General features: G+C 49.5%; 20 protein-coding genes and 1 other annotated feature. Of the genes, 19 read left to right on the forward strand and 1 reads right to left on the reverse strand.

Annotated elements, in window-relative coordinates; translation table 11 throughout:
• The 8 genes from ACJHXB_RS05250 to ACJHXB_RS05285 all read left to right on the forward strand — a co-directional run.
• On the forward strand, positions 1 to 433 hold a 433-nt coding region (locus tag ACJHXB_RS05250), incomplete at its 5' end, for an NlpC/P60 family protein (protein ID WP_410233468.1).
• Positions 430 to 1,002: a tail assembly protein gene (locus tag ACJHXB_RS05255; RefSeq protein WP_001390133.1), complete on the forward strand. Its 573-nt coding sequence runs from the start codon at positions 430 to 432 to the stop codon at positions 1,000 to 1,002. The genes ACJHXB_RS05250 and ACJHXB_RS05255, both read left to right, overlap by 4 nt.
• 60 nt (positions 1,003 to 1,062) lie before the next feature.
• The gene (locus ACJHXB_RS05260) at positions 1,063 to 4,461 is read left to right on the forward strand and encodes a host specificity protein J (RefSeq protein WP_112793805.1); all 3,399 of its coding nucleotides are present in this window, start codon (positions 1,063 to 1,065) and stop codon (positions 4,459 to 4,461) included.
• 67 nt (positions 4,462 to 4,528) lie between these two features.
• Positions 4,529 to 5,128: an Ail/Lom family outer membrane beta-barrel protein gene (locus ACJHXB_RS05265; RefSeq protein WP_001551182.1), complete on the forward strand. Its 600-nt coding sequence runs from the start codon at positions 4,529 to 4,531 to the stop codon at positions 5,126 to 5,128.
• Positions 5,129 to 5,192: 64 nt separating this feature from the next.
• Positions 5,193 to 7,568 (forward strand): prophage tail fiber N-terminal domain-containing protein, encoded by a 2,376-nt coding sequence (locus ACJHXB_RS05270; protein WP_252330857.1) that lies wholly within the window; start codon positions 5,193 to 5,195, stop codon positions 7,566 to 7,568.
• Positions 7,568 to 7,849, forward strand: a complete 282-nt coding sequence (locus ACJHXB_RS05275; RefSeq protein WP_000654159.1) for a hypothetical protein — start codon at positions 7,568 to 7,570, stop codon at positions 7,847 to 7,849. Before ACJHXB_RS05270 ends, ACJHXB_RS05275 begins: the two co-directional genes overlap by 1 nt.
• A gap of 9 nt (positions 7,850 to 7,858) precedes the next feature.
• The gene (locus ACJHXB_RS05280) at positions 7,859 to 8,899 is read left to right on the forward strand and encodes a tail fiber domain-containing protein (RefSeq protein WP_021548987.1); all 1,041 of its coding nucleotides are present in this window, start codon (positions 7,859 to 7,861) and stop codon (positions 8,897 to 8,899) included.
• Between the two features lie 42 nt (positions 8,900 to 8,941).
• The gene (locus ACJHXB_RS05285) at positions 8,942 to 9,235 is read left to right on the forward strand and encodes a hypothetical protein (RefSeq protein WP_001551179.1); all 294 of its coding nucleotides are present in this window, start codon (positions 8,942 to 8,944) and stop codon (positions 9,233 to 9,235) included.
• A 481-nt stretch (positions 9,236 to 9,716) separates the two neighbouring features.
• Here the strand turns inward: ACJHXB_RS05285 and ACJHXB_RS05290 are convergent, their stop codons facing one another.
• Positions 9,717 to 11,459 carry a P-loop NTPase fold protein gene (locus ACJHXB_RS05290; RefSeq protein WP_000877736.1) on the reverse strand — a complete coding sequence of 581 codons (1,743 nt, stop codon included), beginning with the start codon at positions 11,457 to 11,459 and terminating at the stop codon, positions 9,717 to 9,719.
• 738 nt (positions 11,460 to 12,197) lie between these two features.
• Between ACJHXB_RS05290 and thrS the strand changes: the two genes are divergently transcribed.
• The 11 genes from thrS to btuD all read left to right on the forward strand — a co-directional run bounded on the left by thrS (position 12,198) and on the right by btuD (position 21,811).
• Entirely contained in the window at positions 12,198 to 14,126 is a 1,929-nt protein-coding gene (gene thrS, locus ACJHXB_RS05295; RefSeq protein WP_001144202.1) for a threonine--tRNA ligase, read from the forward strand.
• Between the two features lie 3 nt (positions 14,127 to 14,129).
• Positions 14,130 to 14,672: a translation initiation factor IF-3 gene (infC, locus tag ACJHXB_RS05300; RefSeq protein WP_001700733.1), complete on the forward strand. Its 543-nt coding sequence runs from the start codon at positions 14,130 to 14,132 to the stop codon at positions 14,670 to 14,672.
• Positions 14,673 to 14,764: 92 nt separating this feature from the next.
• Entirely contained in the window at positions 14,765 to 14,962 is a 198-nt protein-coding gene (gene rpmI, locus ACJHXB_RS05305; protein ID WP_001124225.1) for a 50S ribosomal protein L35, read from the forward strand.
• Positions 14,963 to 15,015: 53 nt separating this feature from the next.
• The gene (gene rplT, locus ACJHXB_RS05310; RefSeq protein WP_000124850.1) at positions 15,016 to 15,372 is read left to right on the forward strand and encodes a 50S ribosomal protein L20; all 357 of its coding nucleotides are present in this window, start codon (positions 15,016 to 15,018) and stop codon (positions 15,370 to 15,372) included.
• A 116-nt stretch (positions 15,373 to 15,488) separates the two neighbouring features.
• Positions 15,489 to 15,613: a sequence feature (Phe leader region), on the forward strand.
• Positions 15,495 to 15,539 (forward strand): pheST operon leader peptide PheM, encoded by a 45-nt coding sequence (gene pheM, locus ACJHXB_RS05315; RefSeq protein WP_001386830.1) that lies wholly within the window; start codon positions 15,495 to 15,497, stop codon positions 15,537 to 15,539. (Overlaps the previous feature by 45 nt.)
• A 64-nt stretch (positions 15,614 to 15,677) precedes the next feature.
• Positions 15,678 to 16,661 carry a phenylalanine--tRNA ligase subunit alpha gene (gene pheS / locus ACJHXB_RS05320; RefSeq protein ID WP_000018588.1) on the forward strand — a complete coding sequence of 328 codons (984 nt, stop codon included), beginning with the start codon at positions 15,678 to 15,680 and terminating at the stop codon, positions 16,659 to 16,661.
• A gap of 14 nt (positions 16,662 to 16,675) precedes the next feature.
• On the forward strand, positions 16,676 to 19,063 hold the full coding sequence (pheT, locus tag ACJHXB_RS05325) for a phenylalanine--tRNA ligase subunit beta (RefSeq protein WP_000672374.1): 2,388 nt from the start codon (positions 16,676 to 16,678) through the stop codon (positions 19,061 to 19,063).
• 4 nt (positions 19,064 to 19,067) lie between these two features.
• Entirely contained in the window at positions 19,068 to 19,367 is a 300-nt protein-coding gene (ihfA, locus tag ACJHXB_RS05330) for an integration host factor subunit alpha (RefSeq protein ID WP_001229265.1), read from the forward strand.
• A 100-nt stretch (positions 19,368 to 19,467) separates the two neighbouring features.
• Positions 19,468 to 20,448: a vitamin B12 ABC transporter permease BtuC gene (gene btuC / locus ACJHXB_RS05335; protein WP_000956534.1), complete on the forward strand. Its 981-nt coding sequence runs from the start codon at positions 19,468 to 19,470 to the stop codon at positions 20,446 to 20,448.
• 62 nt (positions 20,449 to 20,510) lie between these two features.
• The gene (gene btuE / locus ACJHXB_RS05340; protein ID WP_001154187.1) at positions 20,511 to 21,062 is read left to right on the forward strand and encodes a bifunctional thioredoxin/glutathione peroxidase; all 552 of its coding nucleotides are present in this window, start codon (positions 20,511 to 20,513) and stop codon (positions 21,060 to 21,062) included.
• The gene (gene btuD / locus ACJHXB_RS05345) at positions 21,062 to 21,811 is read left to right on the forward strand and encodes a vitamin B12 ABC transporter ATP-binding protein BtuD (protein WP_000029454.1); all 750 of its coding nucleotides are present in this window, start codon (positions 21,062 to 21,064) and stop codon (positions 21,809 to 21,811) included. Before btuE ends, btuD begins: the two co-directional genes overlap by 1 nt.
• Positions 21,812 to 21,847: the final 36 nt, after the last annotated feature.

Below are 21,847 nucleotides of genomic sequence, written 5' to 3' on the forward strand. Positions count from 1 at the left end.
CTGTGTGCCGCATCTCACCGGACGGCGCTTTGAGCACGGGGTGACGGACTGTTACACGCTGTTCCGGGATGCTTATCATCTGGCGGGGATTGAGATGCCGGATTTTCATCGTGAGGATGACTGGTGGCGTAACGGTCAGAATCTCTATCTGGATAATCTGGAGGCCGCAGGGCTGTATCAGGTGCCGCTGTCAGCGGCGCAGCCGGGCGATGTGCTGCTGTGCTGTTTTGGTTCATCTGTGCCGAATCATGCCGCCATTTACTGTGGTGACGGCGAGCTGCTGCACCATATTCCTGAACAACTGAGCAAACGAGAGAGGTATACCGACAAATGGCAGCGACGCACACACTCCCTCTGGCGTCACCGGGCATGGCACGCATCTGCCTTTACGGGGATTTACAACGATTTGGCCGCCGCATCGACCTTCGTGTGAAAACGGGGGCCGAAGCCATCCGGGCGCTGGCCACACAGCTCCCTGCGTTTCGTCAGAAACTGAGCGACGGCTGGTATCAGGTACGTATTGCCGGGCAGGATGTCAGCACGTCCGGATTAACGGCGCAGTTACATGAGGCTCTGCCTGACGGCGCTGTGATTCATATCGTTCCCAGAGTCGCCGGGGCCAAGTCAGGTGGCGTATTCCAGATTGTCCTGGGGGCAGCCGCCATTGCCGGATCATTCTTTACCGCCGGAGCCACCCTTGCAGCATGGGGAACAGCCATTGGGGCCGGTGGTATGACCGGCATTCTGTTTTCTCTCGGTGCCAGTATGGTGCTCGGCGGTGTGGCTCAGATGCTGGCACCTAAAGCCAGAACTCCCCGCACACAGACAACGGATAACGGTAAGCAGAACACCTATTTCTCCTCACTGGATAACATGGTTGCCCAGGGCAATGTTCTGCCTGTTCTGTACGGTGAAATGCGTGTGGGGTCGCGGGTGGTTTCTCAGGAGATCAGCACGGCAGACGAAGGGGATGGTGGTCAGGTTGTGGTGATTGGTCGCTGATGCAAAATGTTTTATGTGAAACCGCCTGCGGGCGGTTTTGTCGTTTATGGAGCATGACGAATGGGTAAAGGCAGCAGTAAGGGGCATACCCCGCGCGAAGCGAAGGACAACCTGAAATCCACGCAGTTACTGAGTGTGATCGATGCCATCAGCGAAGGACCGATAGAAGGTCCGGTGGATGGATTAAAAAGCGTGCTGCTGAACAGTACGCCGGTGCTGGACAGTGAAGGGAATACCAACATCGCCGGCGTCACGGTGGTGTTCCGGGCAGGTGAGCAGGAGCAGACACCGCCGGAGGGTTTTGAATCCTCCGGATCCGAGACGGTGCTGGGTACGGAAGTGAAATATGACACGCCGATCACCCGGACCATCACGTCTGCAAACATCGACCGTCTGCGCTTTACCTTCGGTGTGCAGGCTCTGGTGGAAACCACTTCAAAGGGGGACCGGAATCCGTCGGAAGTTCGCCTGCTGGTTCAGATACAACGTAACGGTGGCTGGGTGACGGAAAAAGACATCACCATTAAGGGCAAAACCACCTCGCAGTATCTGGCCTCGGTGGTGGTGGATAATCTGCCTCCGCGCCCGTTCAATATCCGGATGCGCAGGATGACACCGGACAGCACCACAGACCAGCTGCAGAACAAAACGCTCTGGTCGTCATACACCGAAATCATCGATGTGAAACAGTGCTACCCGAACACGGCACTGGTCGGCGTGCAGGTGGACTCGGAACAGTTCGGCAGCCAGCAGGTGAGTCGTAATTATCATCTTCGCGGGCGCATTCTGCAGGTGCCGTCGAACTATAACCCGCAGAGGCGGCAATACAGCGGTATCTGGGACGGAACGTTTAAACCGGCATACAGCAACAACATGGCATGGTGTCTGTGGGATATGCTGACCCATCCGCGCTACGGCATGGGGAAACGTCTTGGTGCGGCGGATGTGGACAAATGGGCGCTGTATGTCATCGGACAGTATTGCGACCAGTCGGTGCCGGATGGTTTTGGTGGCACGGAGCCGCGCATCACCTGTAACGCTTACCTGACCACACAGCGTAAGGCGTGGGATGTGCTCAGTGATTTCTGCTCGGCGATGCGCTGTATGCCGGTATGGAACGGGCAGACGCTGACGTTCGTGCAGGACCGACCGTCGGATAAGGTGTGGACCTATAACCGCAGTAATGTGGTGATGCCGGATGATGGCGCGCCGTTCCGCTACAGCTTCAGCGCCCTGAAGGACCGCCATAATGCCGTTGAGGTGAACTGGATTGACCCGAATAACGGCTGGGAAACGGCAACAGAGCTTGTGGAGGACACGCAGGCCATTGCCCGTTACGGTCGTAACGTCACGAAGATGGATGCCTTTGGCTGTACCAGCCGGGGGCAGGCACACCGCGCCGGGCTGTGGCTGATTAAAACGGAACTGCTGGAAACGCAGACCGTGGACTTCAGCGTGGGTGCAGAAGGGCTTCGCCATGTCCCGGGTGATGTCATTGAAATCTGTGATGATGACTATGCGGGTATCAGCATCGGCGGGCGCGTGCTGGCGGTGAACAGCCAGACGCGGACACTGACGCTCGACCGTGAAATCATGCTGCCATCCTCCGGCACCACGCTGATAAGCCTGGTTGACGGAAATGGCAATCCGGTCAGCGTGGAGGTCCAGTCCGTCACCGACGGCGTGAAGGTGAAAGTGAGCCGGGTTCCTGACGGCGTTGCCGAATACAGCGTGTGGGGGCTGAAGCTGCCGACGCTGCGCCAGCGCCTGTTCCGCTGTGTGAGTATCCGTGAGAACGACGACGGCACGTATGCCATCACTGCCGTGCAGCATGTACCGGAAAAAGAAGCCATTGTGGATAACGGGGCGCACTTTGACGGCGACCAGAGCGGAACGGTGAACGGTGTCACGCCGCCAGCAGTGCAGCACCTGACCGCCGAAGTCACCGCAGACAGCGGGGAATATCAGGTGCTGGCGCGCTGGGACACACCGAAGGTGGTGAAGGGCGTGAGCTTTATGCTTCGCCTGACCGTGGCAGCGGATGACGGCAGTGAGCGGCTGGTCAGCACGGCCAGGACGACGGAAACCACATACCGTTTCACGCAACTGGCGCTGGGGAACTACAGACTGACAGTCCGGGCGGCAAATGCCTGGGGGCAGCAGGGCGATCCGGCATCGGTATCGTTCCGGATTGCCGCACCGGCAGCGCCGTCGAGGATTGAGCTGACGCCGGGCTATTTTCAGATAACCGCCACGCCGCATCTTGCCGTTTATGATCCGACGGTACAGTTTGAGTTCTGGTTCTCGGAAAAGCGGATTGCGGATATCAGGCAGGTTGAAACCACAGCCCGCTATCTTGGCACGGCGCTGTACTGGATAGCTGCCAGTATCAATATTAAGCCGGGTCATGATTATTATTTTTACGTTCGCAGTGTGAACACCGTTGGCAAATCGGCATTCGTGGAGGCTGTCGGTCGGGCGAGCGATGATGCGGAAGGTTACCTGGATTTTTTCAAAGGTCAGATAACCGAATCCCATCTCGGCAAGGAGCTGCTGGAAAAAGTCGAGCTGACGGAGGATAACGCCAGCAAACTGGAGGAGTTTTCGAAAGAGTGGAAAGACGCCAACGATAAATGGAATGCCATGTGGGGCGTCAAAATTGAGCAGACCGAAGACGGCAGGCATTATGTCGCGGGGCTTGGCCTCAGCATGGAGGATACAGAGGAAGGCAAACTGAGCCAGTTCCTGGTTGCCGCTAACCGTATCGCGTTTATTGACCCGGCAAACGGGAATGAAACGCCGATGTTTGTGGCGCAGGGCAACCAGATATTCATGAACGAAGTGTTCCTGAAGTATCTGACGGCTCCCACCATTACCAGCGGCGGCAATCCTCCGGTATTTTCCCTGACACCGGACGGGCGGCTGACGGCGAAAAATGCCGATATCAGCGGTAACGTGAATGCGAACTCCGGGACGCTCAATAATGTCACGATTAACCAGAACTGTCGGATTCTGGGAAAACTGTCTGCCAACCAGATTGAAGGTGATATTGTCAAAACGGTGGGAAAAGCCTTTCCGAGAAATGGCAGTTATGCCAGCGGTACAATAACGGTCACTGTGTACGATGATCAGGCTTTTGACCGTCAGATAGTAATCCCACCCGTTCTGTTTCGCGGTGGTAAGCATGAAAACTTCAACAGCAACAACCAACAGTCATACTGGTATTCAACCTGTAAGCTGCAGGTGCTGAAGAACGGACAGGAAATCTTTCAGCAACCCGCGACGGATGTCAGCAGGGTATTTTCATCCGTCATTGATATGCCTGCCGGACACGGTCATGTCACCCTGACTTTCAATGTTTCTTCATATGGTGCTAATAACTGGACGCCAACGACCAGTATCAGCGACCTTCTTGTTGTCGTGATGAAGAAATCAACAGCCGGTATCAGTATCAGTTGAATTTTATAACCCAAATACGGGCGCCAGAAATGGCGCCTTTTTTATTGCAGAAAAGCGAGAGGTAATTATGCGTAAATTATGTGCTGTTATTCTGTCTGCAGTAGTCTGGCTGGTCGCCGCTGGTACGCCAGCGAGTGCAGCAGAGCATCAGTCCACACTAAGCGGCGGGTATCTTCAGTCCCATACTGATATGCCCGGCAACGATGACCTGAAGGGCATTAACGTGAAATACCGTTATGAATTTACGGACACGCTGGGGCTGGTGACGTCATTCAGCTATGCAGGAGACAAGAATCGCCAGATTACCCGTTACAGCGATACCCGCTGGCATGAAGATTCAGTGCGTAACCGCTGGTTCAGCGTGATGGCGGGGCCGTCTGTACGCGTGAATGAATGGTTCAGTGCTTATGCGATGACGGGTGTGGCTTACAGCCGTGTTTCGACGTTCTCCGGGGATTATCTCCGCGTAACTGACAACAAGGGGAAAACGCACGATGTGCTGACCGGAAGTGATGGCGGTCGCCACAGCAACACGTCTCTGGCGTGGGGGGCTGGCGTGCAGTTTAACCCGACCGAATCCGTGGCCATTGACCTTGCTTATGAAGGTTCCGGCAGTGGCGACTGGCGCACTGACGGTTTCATCGTGGGTGTCGGTTATAAATTCTGATTAGCCAGGTAACACAGTGTTATGACAGCCCGTCGGTTCAGGCGGGCTTTTTTGTGGAGTGGATATGGCAGCAGTAAAAATCTCAGGTGTGCTGAAAGATGGTGCGGGAAAACCAATACAGAACTGCACTATTCAACTGAAGGCAAAGCGTAACAGCACCACGGTACTGGTGAACACGGTGGCCTCTGAAAATCCGGATGAAGCCGGGCGTTACAGCATGGACGTTGAGTATGGCCAGTACAGCGTTATCCTGCTGGTTGAAGGTTTTCCGCCTTCACATGCCGGAACCATTACCGTCTATGAAGGTTCCAGACCAGGTACGCTGAATGATTTTCTCGGTGCCATGACGGAAGATGATGTCATGCCGGAGGCATTGCGTCGTTTTGAGGCAATGGTGGAAGAAGCGGCACACAACGCTGAAGCCGCCTCTCAGAGCGCAGCGGCGGCAAAGAAATCCGAAGCTGCTGCGGCATCATCGAAGAACGCGGCGAAAAGCTCAGAAACGAATGCAGCTAACAGCGCACAGGCGGCAGCGGCCTCACAGACTGCATCGGCAAACTCCGCGACAGCAGCCCAAAAATCAGAAACCAACGCGAAAAATAGCGAAACAGCCGCAAAGACGAGCGAAACCAACGCAAAGTCCAGCCAGACGGCAGCGAAAACAAGCGAAACGAATGCCAAAACCAGTGAAACTGCGGCGAAAAGCAGTCAGGCTGCAGCAGCCGAAAGCGAGAGTGCTGCAGCCGGTTCTGCGACTTCAGCAGCTGGATCAGCAACTGCTGCGGCTAACAGCCAGAAAGCAGCGAAGACGAGCGAAACTAACGCAAAGTCCAGCCAGACGGCAGCGAAGACCAGCGAAACGAATGCCAAAGCCAGCGAAACTGCGGCGAAAAACAGTCAGGATGCAGCGGCCCAAAGCGAGAGTGCCGCAGCTGGTTCTGCAAGTGCGGCGGCTTCTTCTGCCACTGCATCAGCCAACAGTCAAAAAGCTGCAAAAACCAGTGAAACCAACGCAAAGGCGAGCGAGACTGCGGCGGCTAACTCGGCGAAAGCATCCGCTGCAAGCCAGACGGCTGCAAAAGCAAGTGAAGACGCAGCCAGAGAGTATGCAAGCCAGGCTGCGGAGCCGTATAAACAAGTTTTGCAGCCGCTTCCCGATGTGTGGATACCGTTTAACGATTCACTGGATATGATTACGGGCTTTTCGCCGTCATATAAAAAGATTGTTATTGGTGATGATGAAATAACGATGCCTGGCGATAAGGTTGTAAAGTTTAAACGCGCATCGAAAGCAACCTATATTAATAAATCTGGTGTGCTGACAGAGGCTGCCATTGACGAGCCACGATTTGAACGTGATGGCCTGCTTATTGAGGGGCAAAGAACAAACTACATGCTCAATTCGGAAAACCCTGCCAGTTGGGGGCGATCGTCAAATATGGATGTTCCCGAAACCGGGAAGGATAGTTTTGGTTTTACCTATGGAAAGTTTGTCTGTAACGATTCTCTGATTGGGCAAACCTCAGCCATTAATATGGCATCAATTGCTGCAACAAAGTCAGTTGATGTCTCAGGCGATAATAAATACGTGACAACCTCATGTCGTTTTAAAACAGAACTGCAGGTAAGGTTGCGTATCCGGTTTGATAAATATGACGGTAGCGCAACAACTTTTCTTGGTGATGCGTATATTGATACACAAACGCTTGAAATTAATATGACAGGCGGCGCTGCCTCAAGGATTACAGCGAGAGTCAGAAAGGACGAAGCTACCGGATGGATTTTTGCAGAGGCAACAATTCAGGCAATTGATGGGGAGTTAAAAATAGGTTCTCAGATACAGTATTCTCCTAAGCAGGGCGGGGCAACCGTATCTGGTGACTATATTTATCTGGCCACCCCACAAGTAGAAAATGGGCCTTGTGTATCATCTTTTATTATATCAGGAACGACGGCGGCGACCCGCGCAAGCGATATAGTTACAGTTCCCATTAAGAATAATCTTTATAATCTTCCTTTTACGGTTCTTTGTGAGGTACATAAGAACTGGTATAAAACGCCAAATGCAGCGCCGCGTGTTTTTGACACCGGCGGTCATCAAACCGGAGCGGCAATTATTCTTGGATTCGGTTCTTCAGCAGATTACGACGGATTTCCTTATTGCGATATTGGAGGAGCTAACAGACGGGTAAACGAAAACGCATTGCTTGAAAAAATGGTTATGGGGATGCGTGTAAAGTCAGATCAGTCTACGTGCTCAGTAAGTAACGGGCGTATATCCAGCCAAACAAAAACCACATGGTCCTATATTCAGAACACCGCAATTATCCGTATTGGAGGCCAAACTACAGCCGGGTTACGTCATTTATTTGGTCATGTCAGGAATTTCAGAATATGGCACAAGGCATTGACTGATGCTCAGGTGGGGGAGTCAATCTAATGAAAGATTTAACACTCAAATTTGCCGACAGGGCCGACTTTTCGGCCTTTATGGAGAGTACTGGCTATTATGATGACGAGTCGATGCAGGATGATATTCTTATTGACGTGATAGGTAACGTGTACAAAGAAACCGGAGAACTGAATGAAGATGGCGAACCGGTATGTGTTAAGGAAGACGGATATTTTGTAAACGTGCGCATCATTAATGATGTGAAAACACCGTCAATATTCGATGAATACGTGGTTGCTGTTGAGCATCAACTTCGTGGCTGGATGTGAGGAAGAATAATGGCTACATCGACAGTAATTCCTGATGACATCAAAACGCTAAAATCCGATGTTAGTAAACTAAAAAACGATCAAGGAAGCTACGCAACAAAATCATATGTAGACAGCAAAGATGAAACCGTTGGTGACTGGTCTGCTTCATGGTATCAGCAGGTATTGCCAACTAGCGGAGCTATATTTGGGAGAAAACTCCGCTCAACTCACAGGACGGCAGGTGTTGAGGATGCGTATTGCGAACTATACCTCAAAAAATGGATAGACAGTCCAGGTAACGCAATGGCGCGCCTTAACCTGAACGATAACGGGACAAACATTTGCTGGGACTTTACCAACCTTTATGGCGGTACGATGATTTTTCCCGGTGACAGCGGATACCTCAAAATGGGTAACTGCCTTATGTCATACAGCAAGCGTGGAAGTAACGCGCTTATTAAATTTGATTACACCGACACATTACAGATCAAATATGCTAATCATGGGTCAACCATGACATTAAACACACAGGGAACCGCTCACGCTGGCGTAACAACTAGACTATGGGGTAATTCTAGCCGTCCGGTTGTTTATGAAGTTGGCGTAGATGAGGCTCTGTATATGTTCTACGCACAGAAAACTACCAGCAATACCTACGAATTAACGGTTAACGGCGCGTGCAATGCAAGTGCATTTAATCAAGGCTCTGACCGGGATCTGAAAGACAATATTCAGGTGATCGATAATGCAATCGACCGCATTCGTAAAATGAACGGCTATACATACACGCTTAAAGAAAACGGTATGCCTTACGCTGGTGTTATTGCACAAGAAACCCTGGAAGCCATCCCCGAAGCCGTAGGGTCTATGATGAAATATCCAGACGGCGGGAGTGGATTAGATGGAGAAGAAGGTGAACGGTATTACACTGTAGATTATTCTGGTGTTACTGGCTTGCTTGTTCAGGTAGCCAGAGAGTCAGACGACAGGATAACAGCACTGGAAGAAGAAAACGCAGAATTAAGACAAAGATTATCTGCAATTGAGGCGGCGCTTGCGTCTAAATAATATTAAGGGGCCGAGCGCCCCGTTTTATTGGGTAGGATGAAAATGGATATAACACCTTTCCTTCATGCTCTTTGTGCTGTGGCTGCGCAGCTACTGATTGGTCTTTTTACCGGGAACTGGGCTTACGGAGCGATAGCCGGTTGTACGTTCTTCATTGCGCGTGAACACACCCAGGCAGAATATCGCTGGATTGAAATGTTCGGGCATGGCAAGCGTATGAATATGCCGTGGTGGGGCGGTTTTGATCCACGCGCGTGGGATGTGGCAAGCATGATGGATTTTGCTGTGCCGGTGGTGGCGTGTCTGCTGGTCTGGCGGTTAGTTAATCGTGGGTGAAAAAGCATGTTTAGTGTACTTTCCCGAAACTGATAGTAAGTGGCGAGATTAATTACCTGCTTCAGACTGAATGATTTTTTGCAAGCGCCACAGAAGTAATAGGGGTGAGTGAAAAAATATTATATATTAATGAATTGCGTTATTGCATCATCAGCTCAAAATGATGAATAACTAGAATTCCTGTCATAGCATTAATGGCTGAATTGGTGGGATGATATATCAGATAGAGTATCAATAAAAGCTGGAATGCATGTGGATTCAAATGGTTTTTGGCTAGATGATACTTATATCATATATTATATGAAGTATTTTAATGTTGCTCTGGAGGGAAATAGTGAGAGATGCACGGCGAAGCACGTCTTGAACTAAATATACACAAGTAAATCATGCTTTCGCCGCTGTATTAGAGCTTTGTTTCAGATTTGTTAATCGCCAGGTATTACCCCACCAAAAAAATGATTTTTTGGTAAAGTGGATGTTCTCATAATTTGTTAATGGCAATTTTAACTGTTCTGTTTAGATCGTATATGGCTCCAAATTTAAAGCTTTCTTTATAGGAAAGGCAAAAAATATCAAGTTTTTGACTAAGATAAATAAGTTTGTTTTTTTCATTAGTGGCGAATTGTTTTATGTTGCTGATTTGATAGTTGCTACGCAAGAAAGAACTAAATTGCTCAATATCATTAACTGCCCAATTCTTTAAAACGCATTTTGTTACAAATGATACACCTAGTACTTCAAGCGGCTTATAATTTCCGAATGGATCTAAAGTGGTTAATTGGTTAGCATTGAATGATGCCCAGCCATTCAATTCTAATTGCAACTTAATAGTGTTGAGTTCACGCATTTTGATCGTGCTTTCATAACGGTAAAATGAAATTGAGTACAGCAATTTGCTATCTTCAAAACCACTATTTAAGCTATTTTTTCTATCAAGTGAGTATAGCTCAAAGCATTCTGCAACTTCATTGTCAGTGAATCCGTTCAGAATCGAAGTGACAAACTTTAGAGTTATAATTGGTGATTTTGGTAGGTATTTATGTGTGGTTAAATACTCATAATTCTGAAACGCTTTTATCCATTCATAGAAATTACAGTCAATCTTACGGCAAATTAAGTCGACAAGTGTATTTGAAAGTTCCTTTTCATTTATCTCATGTAATTCTGGACGTGCTGATATTGCAATTTCTCTCATAGTAAGCCGTTTTGCTTCATAAAACAAAACATCCAATATGTCATTTAATGAAGCTTGTCCGCTATAATACCTTTTAATCTCAGGTTTTATTTTGTAATTATTCAATGCTAACCATAGCACTCTCTCACTATCACTTGATTTCTCGGTGTTTAATAAAAAAGTTGGATCTTTGTCCTTGAGAAGATCCTCAAGAGAGTGATTATGCAAAAATAATAAAATGAAGAAAGAGCATATTGAGTTTAAAAGAATTGTTGATGGTATTCGCCAAGAAAGATGAGGATATGATTTAACGTATTCATATAATGGCGTAACTGTGTCCAAAATACGCATCAAAATACGGATGTTAACTATGTTGTTATTTTTTACTATATCCTCAAAGAGAATTTTATCTTCCTGTGGGAATTGGGAAAGCTTTCCATTTATTATATCTATATCCAATATTTCCTCTGGATGCGGATTATAATGAAGTGTTTCTGCAATGAGTTTTTCCTTGTGTTCTATTTTTAAACCAGACTCAGTTGATGTATTGGTAATAATAATAAAGTCTAAATTTGAGTTCATCTCGGACATATAAAGAGAATGGCAATATGTCAAAATTTCACTAACTAATGATTTTTCGGATATTCTCTCTATATCATCCAATATAAAAATACCATCCAGTTTTGATAAAATGTTTTCTCTAACACTTGCACCAATAGAATTAAACATGCTGTTAATAATATTGGCACTTGCAGGTGAGCCGCTGGCAATGCTACCTATCCCTGATAGACTTTCGAGCCCGGATTTAAATGTTTGTATATCTTGCAGGTAGTAACAATCTATAATTTTAGCTTTGAAATCTGATAAGGATTTAATACCTAGTAAAGAAATATAATAGAAAATGTTTTTATCATAGTACTTGGGGAATTTTTTTCTGATAAAGTGAGTCTTTCCTGTGCCCCAGCTCCCATCAAGCAAAATCAGACCATCTCTTTTTTGTGAAAGTAGATGTATTATTTTTATAATAAGATTGCTGTTAGAGTATTTCATCAAGTTTTCTGGCTCGCTGTTAAAAATAAAACAGTATATGAAAATAATTTTCCTGTAATCTTATAAAAAATGATAATCCATCTCAAACAGCAGACACAAGGCTCCCTACTTGATTTTTAATCATCCGTACAGTGCGAGACACATCGTGCCAGATAAACTTACTTGTCGGTATTGTATCATCGGCAACTATCACCTCAGCCTCTTTTCTCCATCATCTGACCTCATACCCTAGTGAGCTTTATATGCCGACAGTGCTAGTAGTCGCTAGTCGTGAGAATTAACTAGATCATTGTCAGTTGCTGGCGTCACTATCAGGAAACCTTCCGCTTATCTTTCTTTAGGTTCGGATGGTGTCCATCTGTATTAATTTGTGGTTACCATTAATTCGATGAATAAATAGTGTTATTTTTTGTCTCCTTCCTTTTCCGTTTGTACCAACAATCAGCGATATAAAGTCACAATTATCAACTAAAACAGCCTGGTTAGACGATGTACTTCATTGAAGCGATGACAATGTTAGTCAATGTCAAACAGAGATAGTGCAATCACTACTTTTTTAGTGTTACCATGATTTTACTGGGTGAAAAACTTGCTGTGTCGATTTTTCATTTGTGTACCAAATTGTGTACCAATTTAGCGACTGTTGGCTAGATGGATGCGCAATGAATTGAAAACAAACAAATTTTCTCTTTGTATGTGATCTTTCGTGTGGGTCACCACTGCAAATAAGGATATAAAATGCCTGTTATAACTCTTCCTGATGGCAGCCAACGCCATTACGACCACGCTGTAAGCCCCATGGATGTTGCGCTGGACATTGGTCCAGGTCTGGCGAAAGCCTGTATCGCAGGGCGCGTTAATGGTGAACTGGTTGATGCTTGCGATCTGATTGAAAACGACGCACAACTGTCGATCATTACCGCCAAAGACGAAGAAGGTCTGGAGATCATTCGTCACTCCTGTGCGCACCTGTTAGGGCACGCGATTAAACAACTTTGGCCGCATACCAAAATGGCAATCGGCCCGGTTATTGACAACGGTTTTTATTACGACGTTGATCTTGACCGCACGTTAACCCAGGAAGATGTCGAAGCACTCGAGAAGCGGATGCATGAGCTTGCTGAGAAAAACTACGACGTCATTAAGAAGAAAGTCAGCTGGCACGAAGCGCGTGAAACTTTCGCCAACCGTGGGGAGAGCTACAAAGTCTCCATTCTTGACGAAAACATCGCCCATGATGACAAGCCAGGTCTGTACTTCCATGAAGAATATGTCGATATGTGCCGCGGTCCGCACGTACCGAACATGCGTTTCTGCCATCATTTCAAACTAATGAAAACGGCAGGGGCTTACTGGCGTGGCGACAGCAACAACAAAATGTTGCAACGTATTTACGGTACGGCGTGGGCAGACAAAAAAGCACTTAACGCTTACCTGCAGCGCCTGGAAGAAGCCGCGAAACGCGACCACCGTAAAATCGGTAAACAGCTCGACCTGTACCATATGCAGGAAGAAGCGCCGGGGATGGTATTCTGGCACAACGACGGCTGGACCATCTTCCGTGAACTGGAAGTGTTTGTTCGTTCTAAACTGAAAGAGTACCAGTATCAGGAAGTTAAAGGTCCGTTCATGATGGACCGTGTCCTGTGGGAAAAAACCGGTCACTGGGACAACTACAAAGATGCAATGTTCACCACGTCTTCTGAGAACCGTGAATACTGCATTAAGCCGATGAACTGCCCGGGTCACGTACAAATTTTCAACCAGGGGCTGAAGTCGTATCGCGATTTGCCGCTGCGTATGGCCGAGTTTGGTAGCTGCCACCGTAACGAGCCGTCAGGTTCGCTGCATGGCCTGATGCGCGTACGTGGATTTACCCAGGATGACGCGCATATATTCTGTACTGAAGAACAAATTCGCGATGAAGTTAACGGATGTATCCGTTTAGTCTATGATATGTACAGCACTTTTGGCTTCGAGAAGATCGTCGTCAAACTCTCCACTCGTCCTGAAAAACGTATTGGCAGCGACGAAATGTGGGATCGTGCTGAGGCGGACCTGGCGGTTGCGCTGGAAGAAAACAACATCCCGTTTGAATATCAACTGGGTGAAGGCGCTTTCTACGGTCCGAAAATTGAATTTACCCTGTATGACTGCCTCGATCGTGCATGGCAGTGCGGTACAGTACAGCTGGACTTCTCCTTGCCGTCTCGTCTGAGCGCCTCCTATGTGGGCGAAGACAACGAGCGTAAGGTACCGGTAATGATTCACCGCGCAATTCTGGGGTCGATGGAACGTTTCATCGGTATCCTGACCGAAGAATTCGCTGGTTTCTTCCCGACCTGGCTTGCGCCGGTTCAGGTTGTTATCATGAACATTACCGATTCTCAGTCTGAATACGTTAACGAATTGACGCAAAAACTATCAAATGCGGGCATTCGTGTTAAAGCAGACTTGAGAAATGAGAAGATTGGCTTTAAAATCCGCGAGCACACTTTGCGTCGCGTCCCGTATATGCTGGTCTGTGGTGATAAAGAGGTGGAATCAGGCAAAGTTGCCGTTCGCACCCGCCGTGGTAAAGACCTGGGAAGCATGGACGTAAATGAAGTGATCGAGAAGCTGCAACAAGAGATTCGCAGCCGCAGTCTTAAACAATTGGAGGAATAAGGTATTAAAGGCGGAAAACGAGTTCAAACGGCGCGCCCTAACCGTATCAATGGCGAAATTCGCGCCCAGGAAGTTCGCTTAACAGGTCTGGAAGGCGAGCAGCTTGGTATTGTGAGTCTGAGAGAAGCTCTGGAGAAAGCAGAAGAAGCCGGAGTAGACTTAGTCGAGATCAGCCCTAACGCCGAGCCGCCGGTTTGTCGTATAATGGATTACGGCAAATTCCTCTATGAAAAGAGCAAGTCTTCTAAGGAACAGAAGAAAAAGCAAAAAGTTATCCAGGTTAAGGAAATTAAATTCCGTCCTGGTACAGATGAAGGCGACTATCAGGTAAAACTCCGCAGCCTGATTCGCTTTCTCGAAGAGGGTGATAAAGCCAAAATCACGCTGCGTTTCCGTGGTCGTGAGATGGCGCACCAGCAAATCGGTATGGAAGTGCTTAATCGCGTGAAAGACGATTTGCAAGAACTGGCAGTGGTCGAATCCTTCCCAACGAAGATCGAAGGCCGCCAGATGATCATGGTGCTCGCTCCTAAGAAGAAACAGTAAGGCCTTCAAGTAATCATTCCTGTGGGCCTTGGCTCACAGGGTGATTCGCCTTTGTTTCTGTTTATTAACAATGCGAAGTGGAAGTTATTAAAATGCCAAAAATTAAGACCGTACGCGGTGCTGCTAAGCGCTTCAAAAAAACCGGTAAAGGTGGTTTTAAGCACAAGCACGCTAACCTGCGTCACATTCTGACCAAAAAAGCGACCAAACGTAAACGTCACCTGCGTCCGAAAGCCATGGTTTCCAAAGGCGATCTGGGCCTGGTAATCGCGTGCCTGCCGTACGCATAAGCCGTTAACGTTTTTTAACTTTTTAATTAGAATATAGATACAGGAGAGCACATATGGCTCGCGTAAAACGTGGTGTTATTGCACGCGCACGTCACAAGAAAATTTTGAAACAAGCTAAAGGCTACTACGGTGCGCGTTCTCGCGTATACCGCGTTGCCTTCCAGGCTGTTATCAAAGCTGGTCAGTATGCTTACCGTGACCGTCGTCAACGTAAGCGTCAGTTCCGTCAACTGTGGATTGCGCGTATCAACGCAGCAGCACGTCAGAACGGTATTTCTTACAGCAAATTCATCAATGGCCTGAAAAAAGCCTCTGTTGAAATCGACCGTAAGATCCTGGCTGATATCGCAGTATTCGACAAAGTAGCGTTCACCGCTCTGGTTGAAAAAGCGAAAGCAGCTCTGGCATAAGCCAGTTGAAAGAGGGAGCTAGTCTCCCTCTTTTCGTTTCAACGCCATCAAAACATTGACTTTTATCGCCGTAGCCTTTTCAATAAAGGTCTTTTGAAAAGTACCAAAAGGTAACGCAAGCAATGAATGCTGCTATTTTCCGCTTCTTTTTTTACTTTAGCACCTGACTCCAGGAGGCTAGCGCGTGAGAAGAGAAACGGAAAACAGCGCCTGAAAGCCTCCCAGTGGAGGCTTTTTTTGTATGCGCGTTTTGAAAAAATTAAGTCCAACGAACCAGTGTCACCACTGACACAATGAGGAAAACCATGTCACATCTCGCAGAACTGGTTGCCAGTGCGAAGGCGGCCATTAGCCAGGCGTCAGATGTTGCCGCGTTAGACAATGTGCGCGTCGAATATTTGGGTAAAAAAGGGCACTTAACCCTTCAGATGACGACCCTGCGTGAGCTGCCGCCAGAAGAACGCCCGGCAGCCGGTGCGGTTATCAACGAAGCGAAAGAGCAGGTTCAGCAGGCGCTGAATGCACGTAAAGCGGAACTGGAAAGCGCAGCGCTGAATGCGCGTCTGGCGGCGGAAACGATTGATGTCTCCCTGCCGGGTCGTCGTATTGAAAACGGCGGTCTGCATCCGGTGACCCGTACCATCGACCGTATCGAAAGTTTCTTCGGTGAGCTTGGCTTTACCGTGGCAACCGGGCCGGAAATCGAAGACGATTATCATAACTTCGATGCTCTGAACATTCCTGGTCACCACCCGGCGCGCGCTGACCACGACACTTTCTGGTTTGACGCTACCCGCCTGCTGCGTACCCAGACCTCTGGCGTACAGATCCGCACCATGAAAGCCCAGCAGCCACCGATTCGTATCATCGCGCCTGGCCGTGTTTATCGTAACGACTACGACCAGACTCACACGCCGATGTTCCATCAGATGGAAGGTCTGATTGTTGATACCAACATCAGCTTTACCAACCTGAAAGGCACGCTGCACGACTTCCTGCGTAACTTCTTTGAGGAAGATTTGCAGATCCGCTTCCGTCCTTCCTACTTCCCGTTTACCGAACCTTCTGCAGAAGTGGACGTCATGGGTAAAAACGGTAAATGGCTGGAAGTACTGGGCTGCGGGATGGTGCATCCGAACGTGCTGCGTAATGTTGGCATCGACCCGGAAGTTTACTCTGGTTTCGCCTTCGGAATGGGGATGGAGCGTCTGACCATGTTGCGTTACGGCGTCACCGACCTGCGTTCATTCTTCGAAAACGATCTGCGTTTCCTCAAACAGTTTAAATAAGGCAGGAATAGATTATGAAATTCAGTGAACTGTGGTTACGCGAATGGGTGAACCCGGCGATTGATAGCGATGCGCTGGCAAATCAAATCACTATGGCGGGCCTGGAAGTTGACGGTGTAGAACCGGTTGCCGGTAGCTTCCACGGCGTGGTCGTTGGTGAAGTGGTTGAGTGTGCGCAGCATCCGAACGCTGACAAACTGCGTGTGACAAAAGTGAATGTCGGCGGCGATCGCCTGCTGGACATCGTCTGCGGTGCGCCAAACTGCCGTCAGGGCCTGCGTGTGGCGGTAGCGACCATTGGTGCTGTTCTGCCGGGCGATTTCAAAATTAAAGCGGCGAAACTGCGTGGCGAACCGTCTGAAGGGATGCTGTGCTCCTTTTCTGAGCTGGGAATTTCTGACGATCACAGCGGCATTATCGAACTGCCTGCAGATGCGCCGATTGGCACAGACATCCGCGAATACCTGAAACTCGATGACAACACCATCGAAATCAGCGTAACGCCAAACCGTGCCGATTGCTTAGGCATTATCGGCGTGGCGCGTGATGTTGCCGTGCTGAACCAGCTGCCGCTGGTTGAACCGGAAATCGTTCCGGTTGGTGCGACCATCGACGACACGCTGCCGATTACAGTCGAAGCGCCGGAAGCCTGCCCGCGCTATCTTGGCCGTGTGGTAAAAGGCATTAACGTTAAAGCGCCAACTCCGCTGTGGATGAAAGAAAAACTGCGTCGTTGCGGGATCCGTTCTATCGATGCAGTTGTTGACGTCACCAACTATGTGCTGCTCGAACTGGGCCAGCCGATGCACGCTTTCGATAAAGATCGCATTGAAGGCGGCATTGTGGTGCGGATGGCGAAAGAGGGCGAAACGCTGGTGCTGCTTGATGGCACTGAAGCGAAGCTGAATGCTGACACCCTGGTCATCGCCGACCACAACAAGGCGCTGGCGATGGGCGGCATCTTTGGTGGCGAACACTCTGGCGTAAATGAAGAAACGCAAAACGTCCTGTTGGAATGTGCTTTCTTCAGCCCGCTATCTATCACCGGTCGTGCTCGTCGTCATGGCCTGCATACTGATGCTTCTCACCGTTATGAGCGTGGCGTTGATCCGGCACTGCAGCACAAAGCGATGGAACGTGCGACCCGTCTGCTGATCGACATCTGCGGCGGTGAGGCTGGCCCGGTAATTGATATCACCAACGAAGCAACGCTGCCGAAGCGAGCCACCATTACTTTACGTCGCAGCAAACTGGATCGCCTGATCGGCCATCATATTGCCGATGAGCAGGTAACTGATATTCTGCGTCGTCTCGGCTGCGAAGTGACCGAAGGCAAAGACGAATGGCAGGCAGTTGCGCCGAGCTGGCGTTTCGACATGGAGATTGAAGAAGATCTGGTCGAAGAAGTCGCGCGTGTTTACGGCTACAACAACATCCCTGATGAGCCGGTGCAGGCAAGCCTGATTATGGGTACTCACCGCGAAGCAGATCTGTCGCTCAAGCGCGTGAAAACGCTGCTCAACGACAAAGGCTATCAGGAAGTGATCACCTACAGCTTCGTTGATCCGAAAGTGCAGCAGATGATCCATCCAGGCGTTGAAGCCTTACTGCTGCCAAGCCCGATTTCCGTTGAAATGTCAGCAATGCGTCTTTCCCTGTGGACCGGCCTGCTGGCAACCGTGGTGTACAACCAGAACCGTCAGCAGAACCGTGTGCGCATTTTCGAAAGTGGTCTGCGTTTCGTACCAGATACTCAGGCACCGTTGGGCATTCGTCAGGATCTGATGTTAGCCGGTGTGATTTGCGGTAACCGTTACGAAGAGCACTGGAACCTGGCAAAAGAGACCGTTGATTTCTATGATTTGAAAGGCGATCTGGAGTCCGTTCTCGACCTGACCGGTAAACTGAATGAGGTTGAGTTCCGTGCAGAAGCGAATCCGGCACTGCATCCGGGGCAATCCGCAGCGATTTATCTGAAAGGTGAACGTATTGGTTTTGTTGGGGTTGTTCATCCTGAACTGGAACGTAAACTGGATCTTAACGGTCGCACTCTGGTGTTCGAACTGGAGTGGAACAAGCTCGCAGACCGCGTGGTGCCTCAGGCGCGCGAGATTTCTCGCTTCCCGGCGAACCGTCGTGACATCGCGGTGGTGGTCGCAGAAAACGTTCCCGCAGCGGATATTTTATCCGAATGTAAGAAAGTTGGCGTAAATCAGGTAGTTGGCGTAAACTTATTTGACGTGTACCGCGGTAAGGGTGTTGCGGAGGGGTATAAGAGCCTCGCCATAAGCCTGATCCTGCAAGATACCAGCCGTACACTCGAAGAAGAGGAGATTGCCGCTACCGTCGCCAAATGTGTAGAGGCATTAAAAGAGCGATTCCAGGCATCATTGAGGGATTGAACCTATGGCGCTTACAAAAGCTGAAATGTCAGAATATCTGTTTGATAAGCTTGGGCTTAGCAAGCGGGATGCCAAAGAACTGGTTGAACTGTTTTTCGAAGAGATCCGTCGCGCTCTGGAAAACGGCGAACAGGTGAAACTCTCTGGTTTTGGTAACTTCGATCTGCGTGATAAGAATCAACGCCCGGGACGTAACCCGAAAACGGGCGAGGATATTCCCATTACAGCACGGCGCGTGGTGACCTTCAGACCCGGGCAGAAGTTAAAAAGCCGGGTCGAAAACGCTTCGCCCAAAGACGAGTAATCTGATCTAACTAAAAAGGCCGCTCTGCGGCCTTTTTTCTTTTCACTGTCGAAGAGTCACCGTAAAATCAACGCCATGACACTTCAGCAGAACGGATACCATGCTGACACTTGCCCGCCAACAACAGCGACAAAATATTCGCTGGTTATTATGTCTGTCAGTTTTGATGCTGCTGGCGCTTCTCTTAAGCCTTTGCGCCGGTGAACAATGGATCTCGCCAGGTGACTGGTTTACTCCTCGTGGCGAACTGTTCGTCTGGCAAATTCGCCTGCCACGTACGCTGGCTGTATTGCTGGTTGGTGCGGCGTTGGCTATATCCGGCGCTGTAATGCAGGCGTTATTTGAAAATCCTCTGGCAGAACCTGGACTACTTGGCGTCTCTAATGGCGCAGGCGTGGGGCTTATCGCCGCGGTATTGCTTGGGCAAGGGCAACTCCCCAACTGGGCGCTGGGGCTGTGTGCGATTGCTGGCGCGCTTATCATCACTTTAATACTCTTACGTTTCGCCCGTCGTCATCTTTCGACCAGTCGGTTATTGCTGGCTGGCGTTGCATTAGGGATTATCTGTAGCGCACTAATGACGTGGGCTATCTACTTTTCCACCTCTGTTGATTTACGTCAGCTGATGTACTGGATGATGGGCGGTTTTGGCGGCGTAGACTGGCGGCAAAGCTGGCTGATGCTGGCATTGATCCCCGTGTTGTTGTGGATCTGTTGTCAGTCCAGATCGATGAATATGTTAGCACTTGGCGAGATCTCGGCGCGGCAACTGGGTTTACCCCTGTGGTTCTGGCGCAATGTGCTGGTGGCAGCGACCGGCTGGATGGTTGGCGTCAGTGTGGCGCTGGCGGGTGCTATCGGCTTTATTGGTCTGGTGATCCCCCATATTCTCCGGTTATGTGGTTTAACCGATCATCGCGTATTACTTCCCGGCTGCGCGCTGGCAGGGGCGAGCGCATTGCTGCTGGCTGATGTTGTAGCGCGCCTGGCATTAGCTGCCGCAGAGCTGCCTATTGGCGTGGTCACCGCAACGTTGGGTGCGCCGGTGTTTATCTGGTTATTGTTAAAAGCAGGACGTTAGCCGCAAAAAGACGGTCTATGATTAAAAGCTAAGATTTTTACTGACCACACCCAGGAGAAACGATGCAAGATTCCATTCTGACGACCGTAGTGAAAGATATCGACGGTGAAGTGACCACGCTGGAGAAGTACGCCGGTAATGTGCTGTTGATTGTCAATGTCGCCTCAAAGTGTGGCTTAACGCCGCAATATGAGCAGTTGGAGAATATTCAGAAAGCCTGGGCCGATCGAGGTTTTGTGGTGCTGGGATTCCCGTGCAACCAGTTTCTGGAGCAAGAACCGGGCAGCGATGAAGAGATTAAAACTTACTGCACCACTACATGGGGGGTGACGTTCCCGATGTTCAGTAAGATTGAAGTTAATGGCGAAGGACGCCATCCGCTGTATCAAAAATTGATTGCCGCAGCGCCGACCGCAGTCGCGCCGGAAGAGAGCGGATTCTATGCCCGTATGGTCAGCAAAGGTCGTGCACCGCTGTACCCTGATGATATTTTATGGAATTTTGAGAAATTTTTAGTTGGCAGGGACGGATTGGTCATCCAGCGTTTTTCCCCGGATATGACGCCGGAAGATCCCATTGTGATGGAAAGCATTAAACTGGCGTTGGCGAAATAATGTCTATTGTGATGCAGTTACAGGATGTTGCGGAATCTACCCGCCTTGGGCCGCTTTCTGGCGAGGTTCGGGCTGGGGAGATCCTGCATCTGGTGGGGCCGAATGGCGCGGGTAAGAGTACCTTACTGGCGCGAATGGCCGGAATGACCAGCGGTAAGGGAAGCATTCAGTTCGCGGGGCAACCACTGGAAGCATGGTCCGCAACAAAACTCGCGCTGCATCGCGCCTATCTTTCACAACAGCAGACGCCGCCGTTTGCAATGCTGGTCTGGCACTACCTGACACTGCATCAGCACGATAAAACGCGTACCGAACTACTGAATGATGTCGCAGGGGCGCTGGCTCTTGATGACAAACTCGGACGTAGCACCAATCAACTTTCCGGCGGCGAATGGCAACGCGTACGTCTTGCTGCGGTGGTGCTGCAAATCACACCACAAGCCAATCCCGCAGGCCAATTGCTGCTTCTTGATGAGCCGATGAACAGTCTTGATGTTGCGCAACAAAGTGCATTAGACAAAATTCTGAGCGCGCTGTGTCAGCAAGGACTGGCGATTGTGATGAGCAGTCACGATCTCAACCATACATTGCGTCATGCGCATCGGGCGTGGTTGCTAAAAGGTGGAAAAATGCTGGCCAGTGGACGCAGGGAAGAGGTGCTCACGCCGCCAAATCTGGCGCAGGCCTATGGGATGAATTTTCGCCGTCTGGATATCGAAGGTCACAGAATGCTGATTTCGACCATCTGATTTCATTAGTATCTTGAAAATCGGGTAATTACGACG

The organism is Escherichia sp. WS3227_2, assembly GCF_046486495.1.
GTDB lineage: Bacteria > Pseudomonadota > Gammaproteobacteria > Enterobacterales > Enterobacteriaceae > Escherichia > Escherichia coli.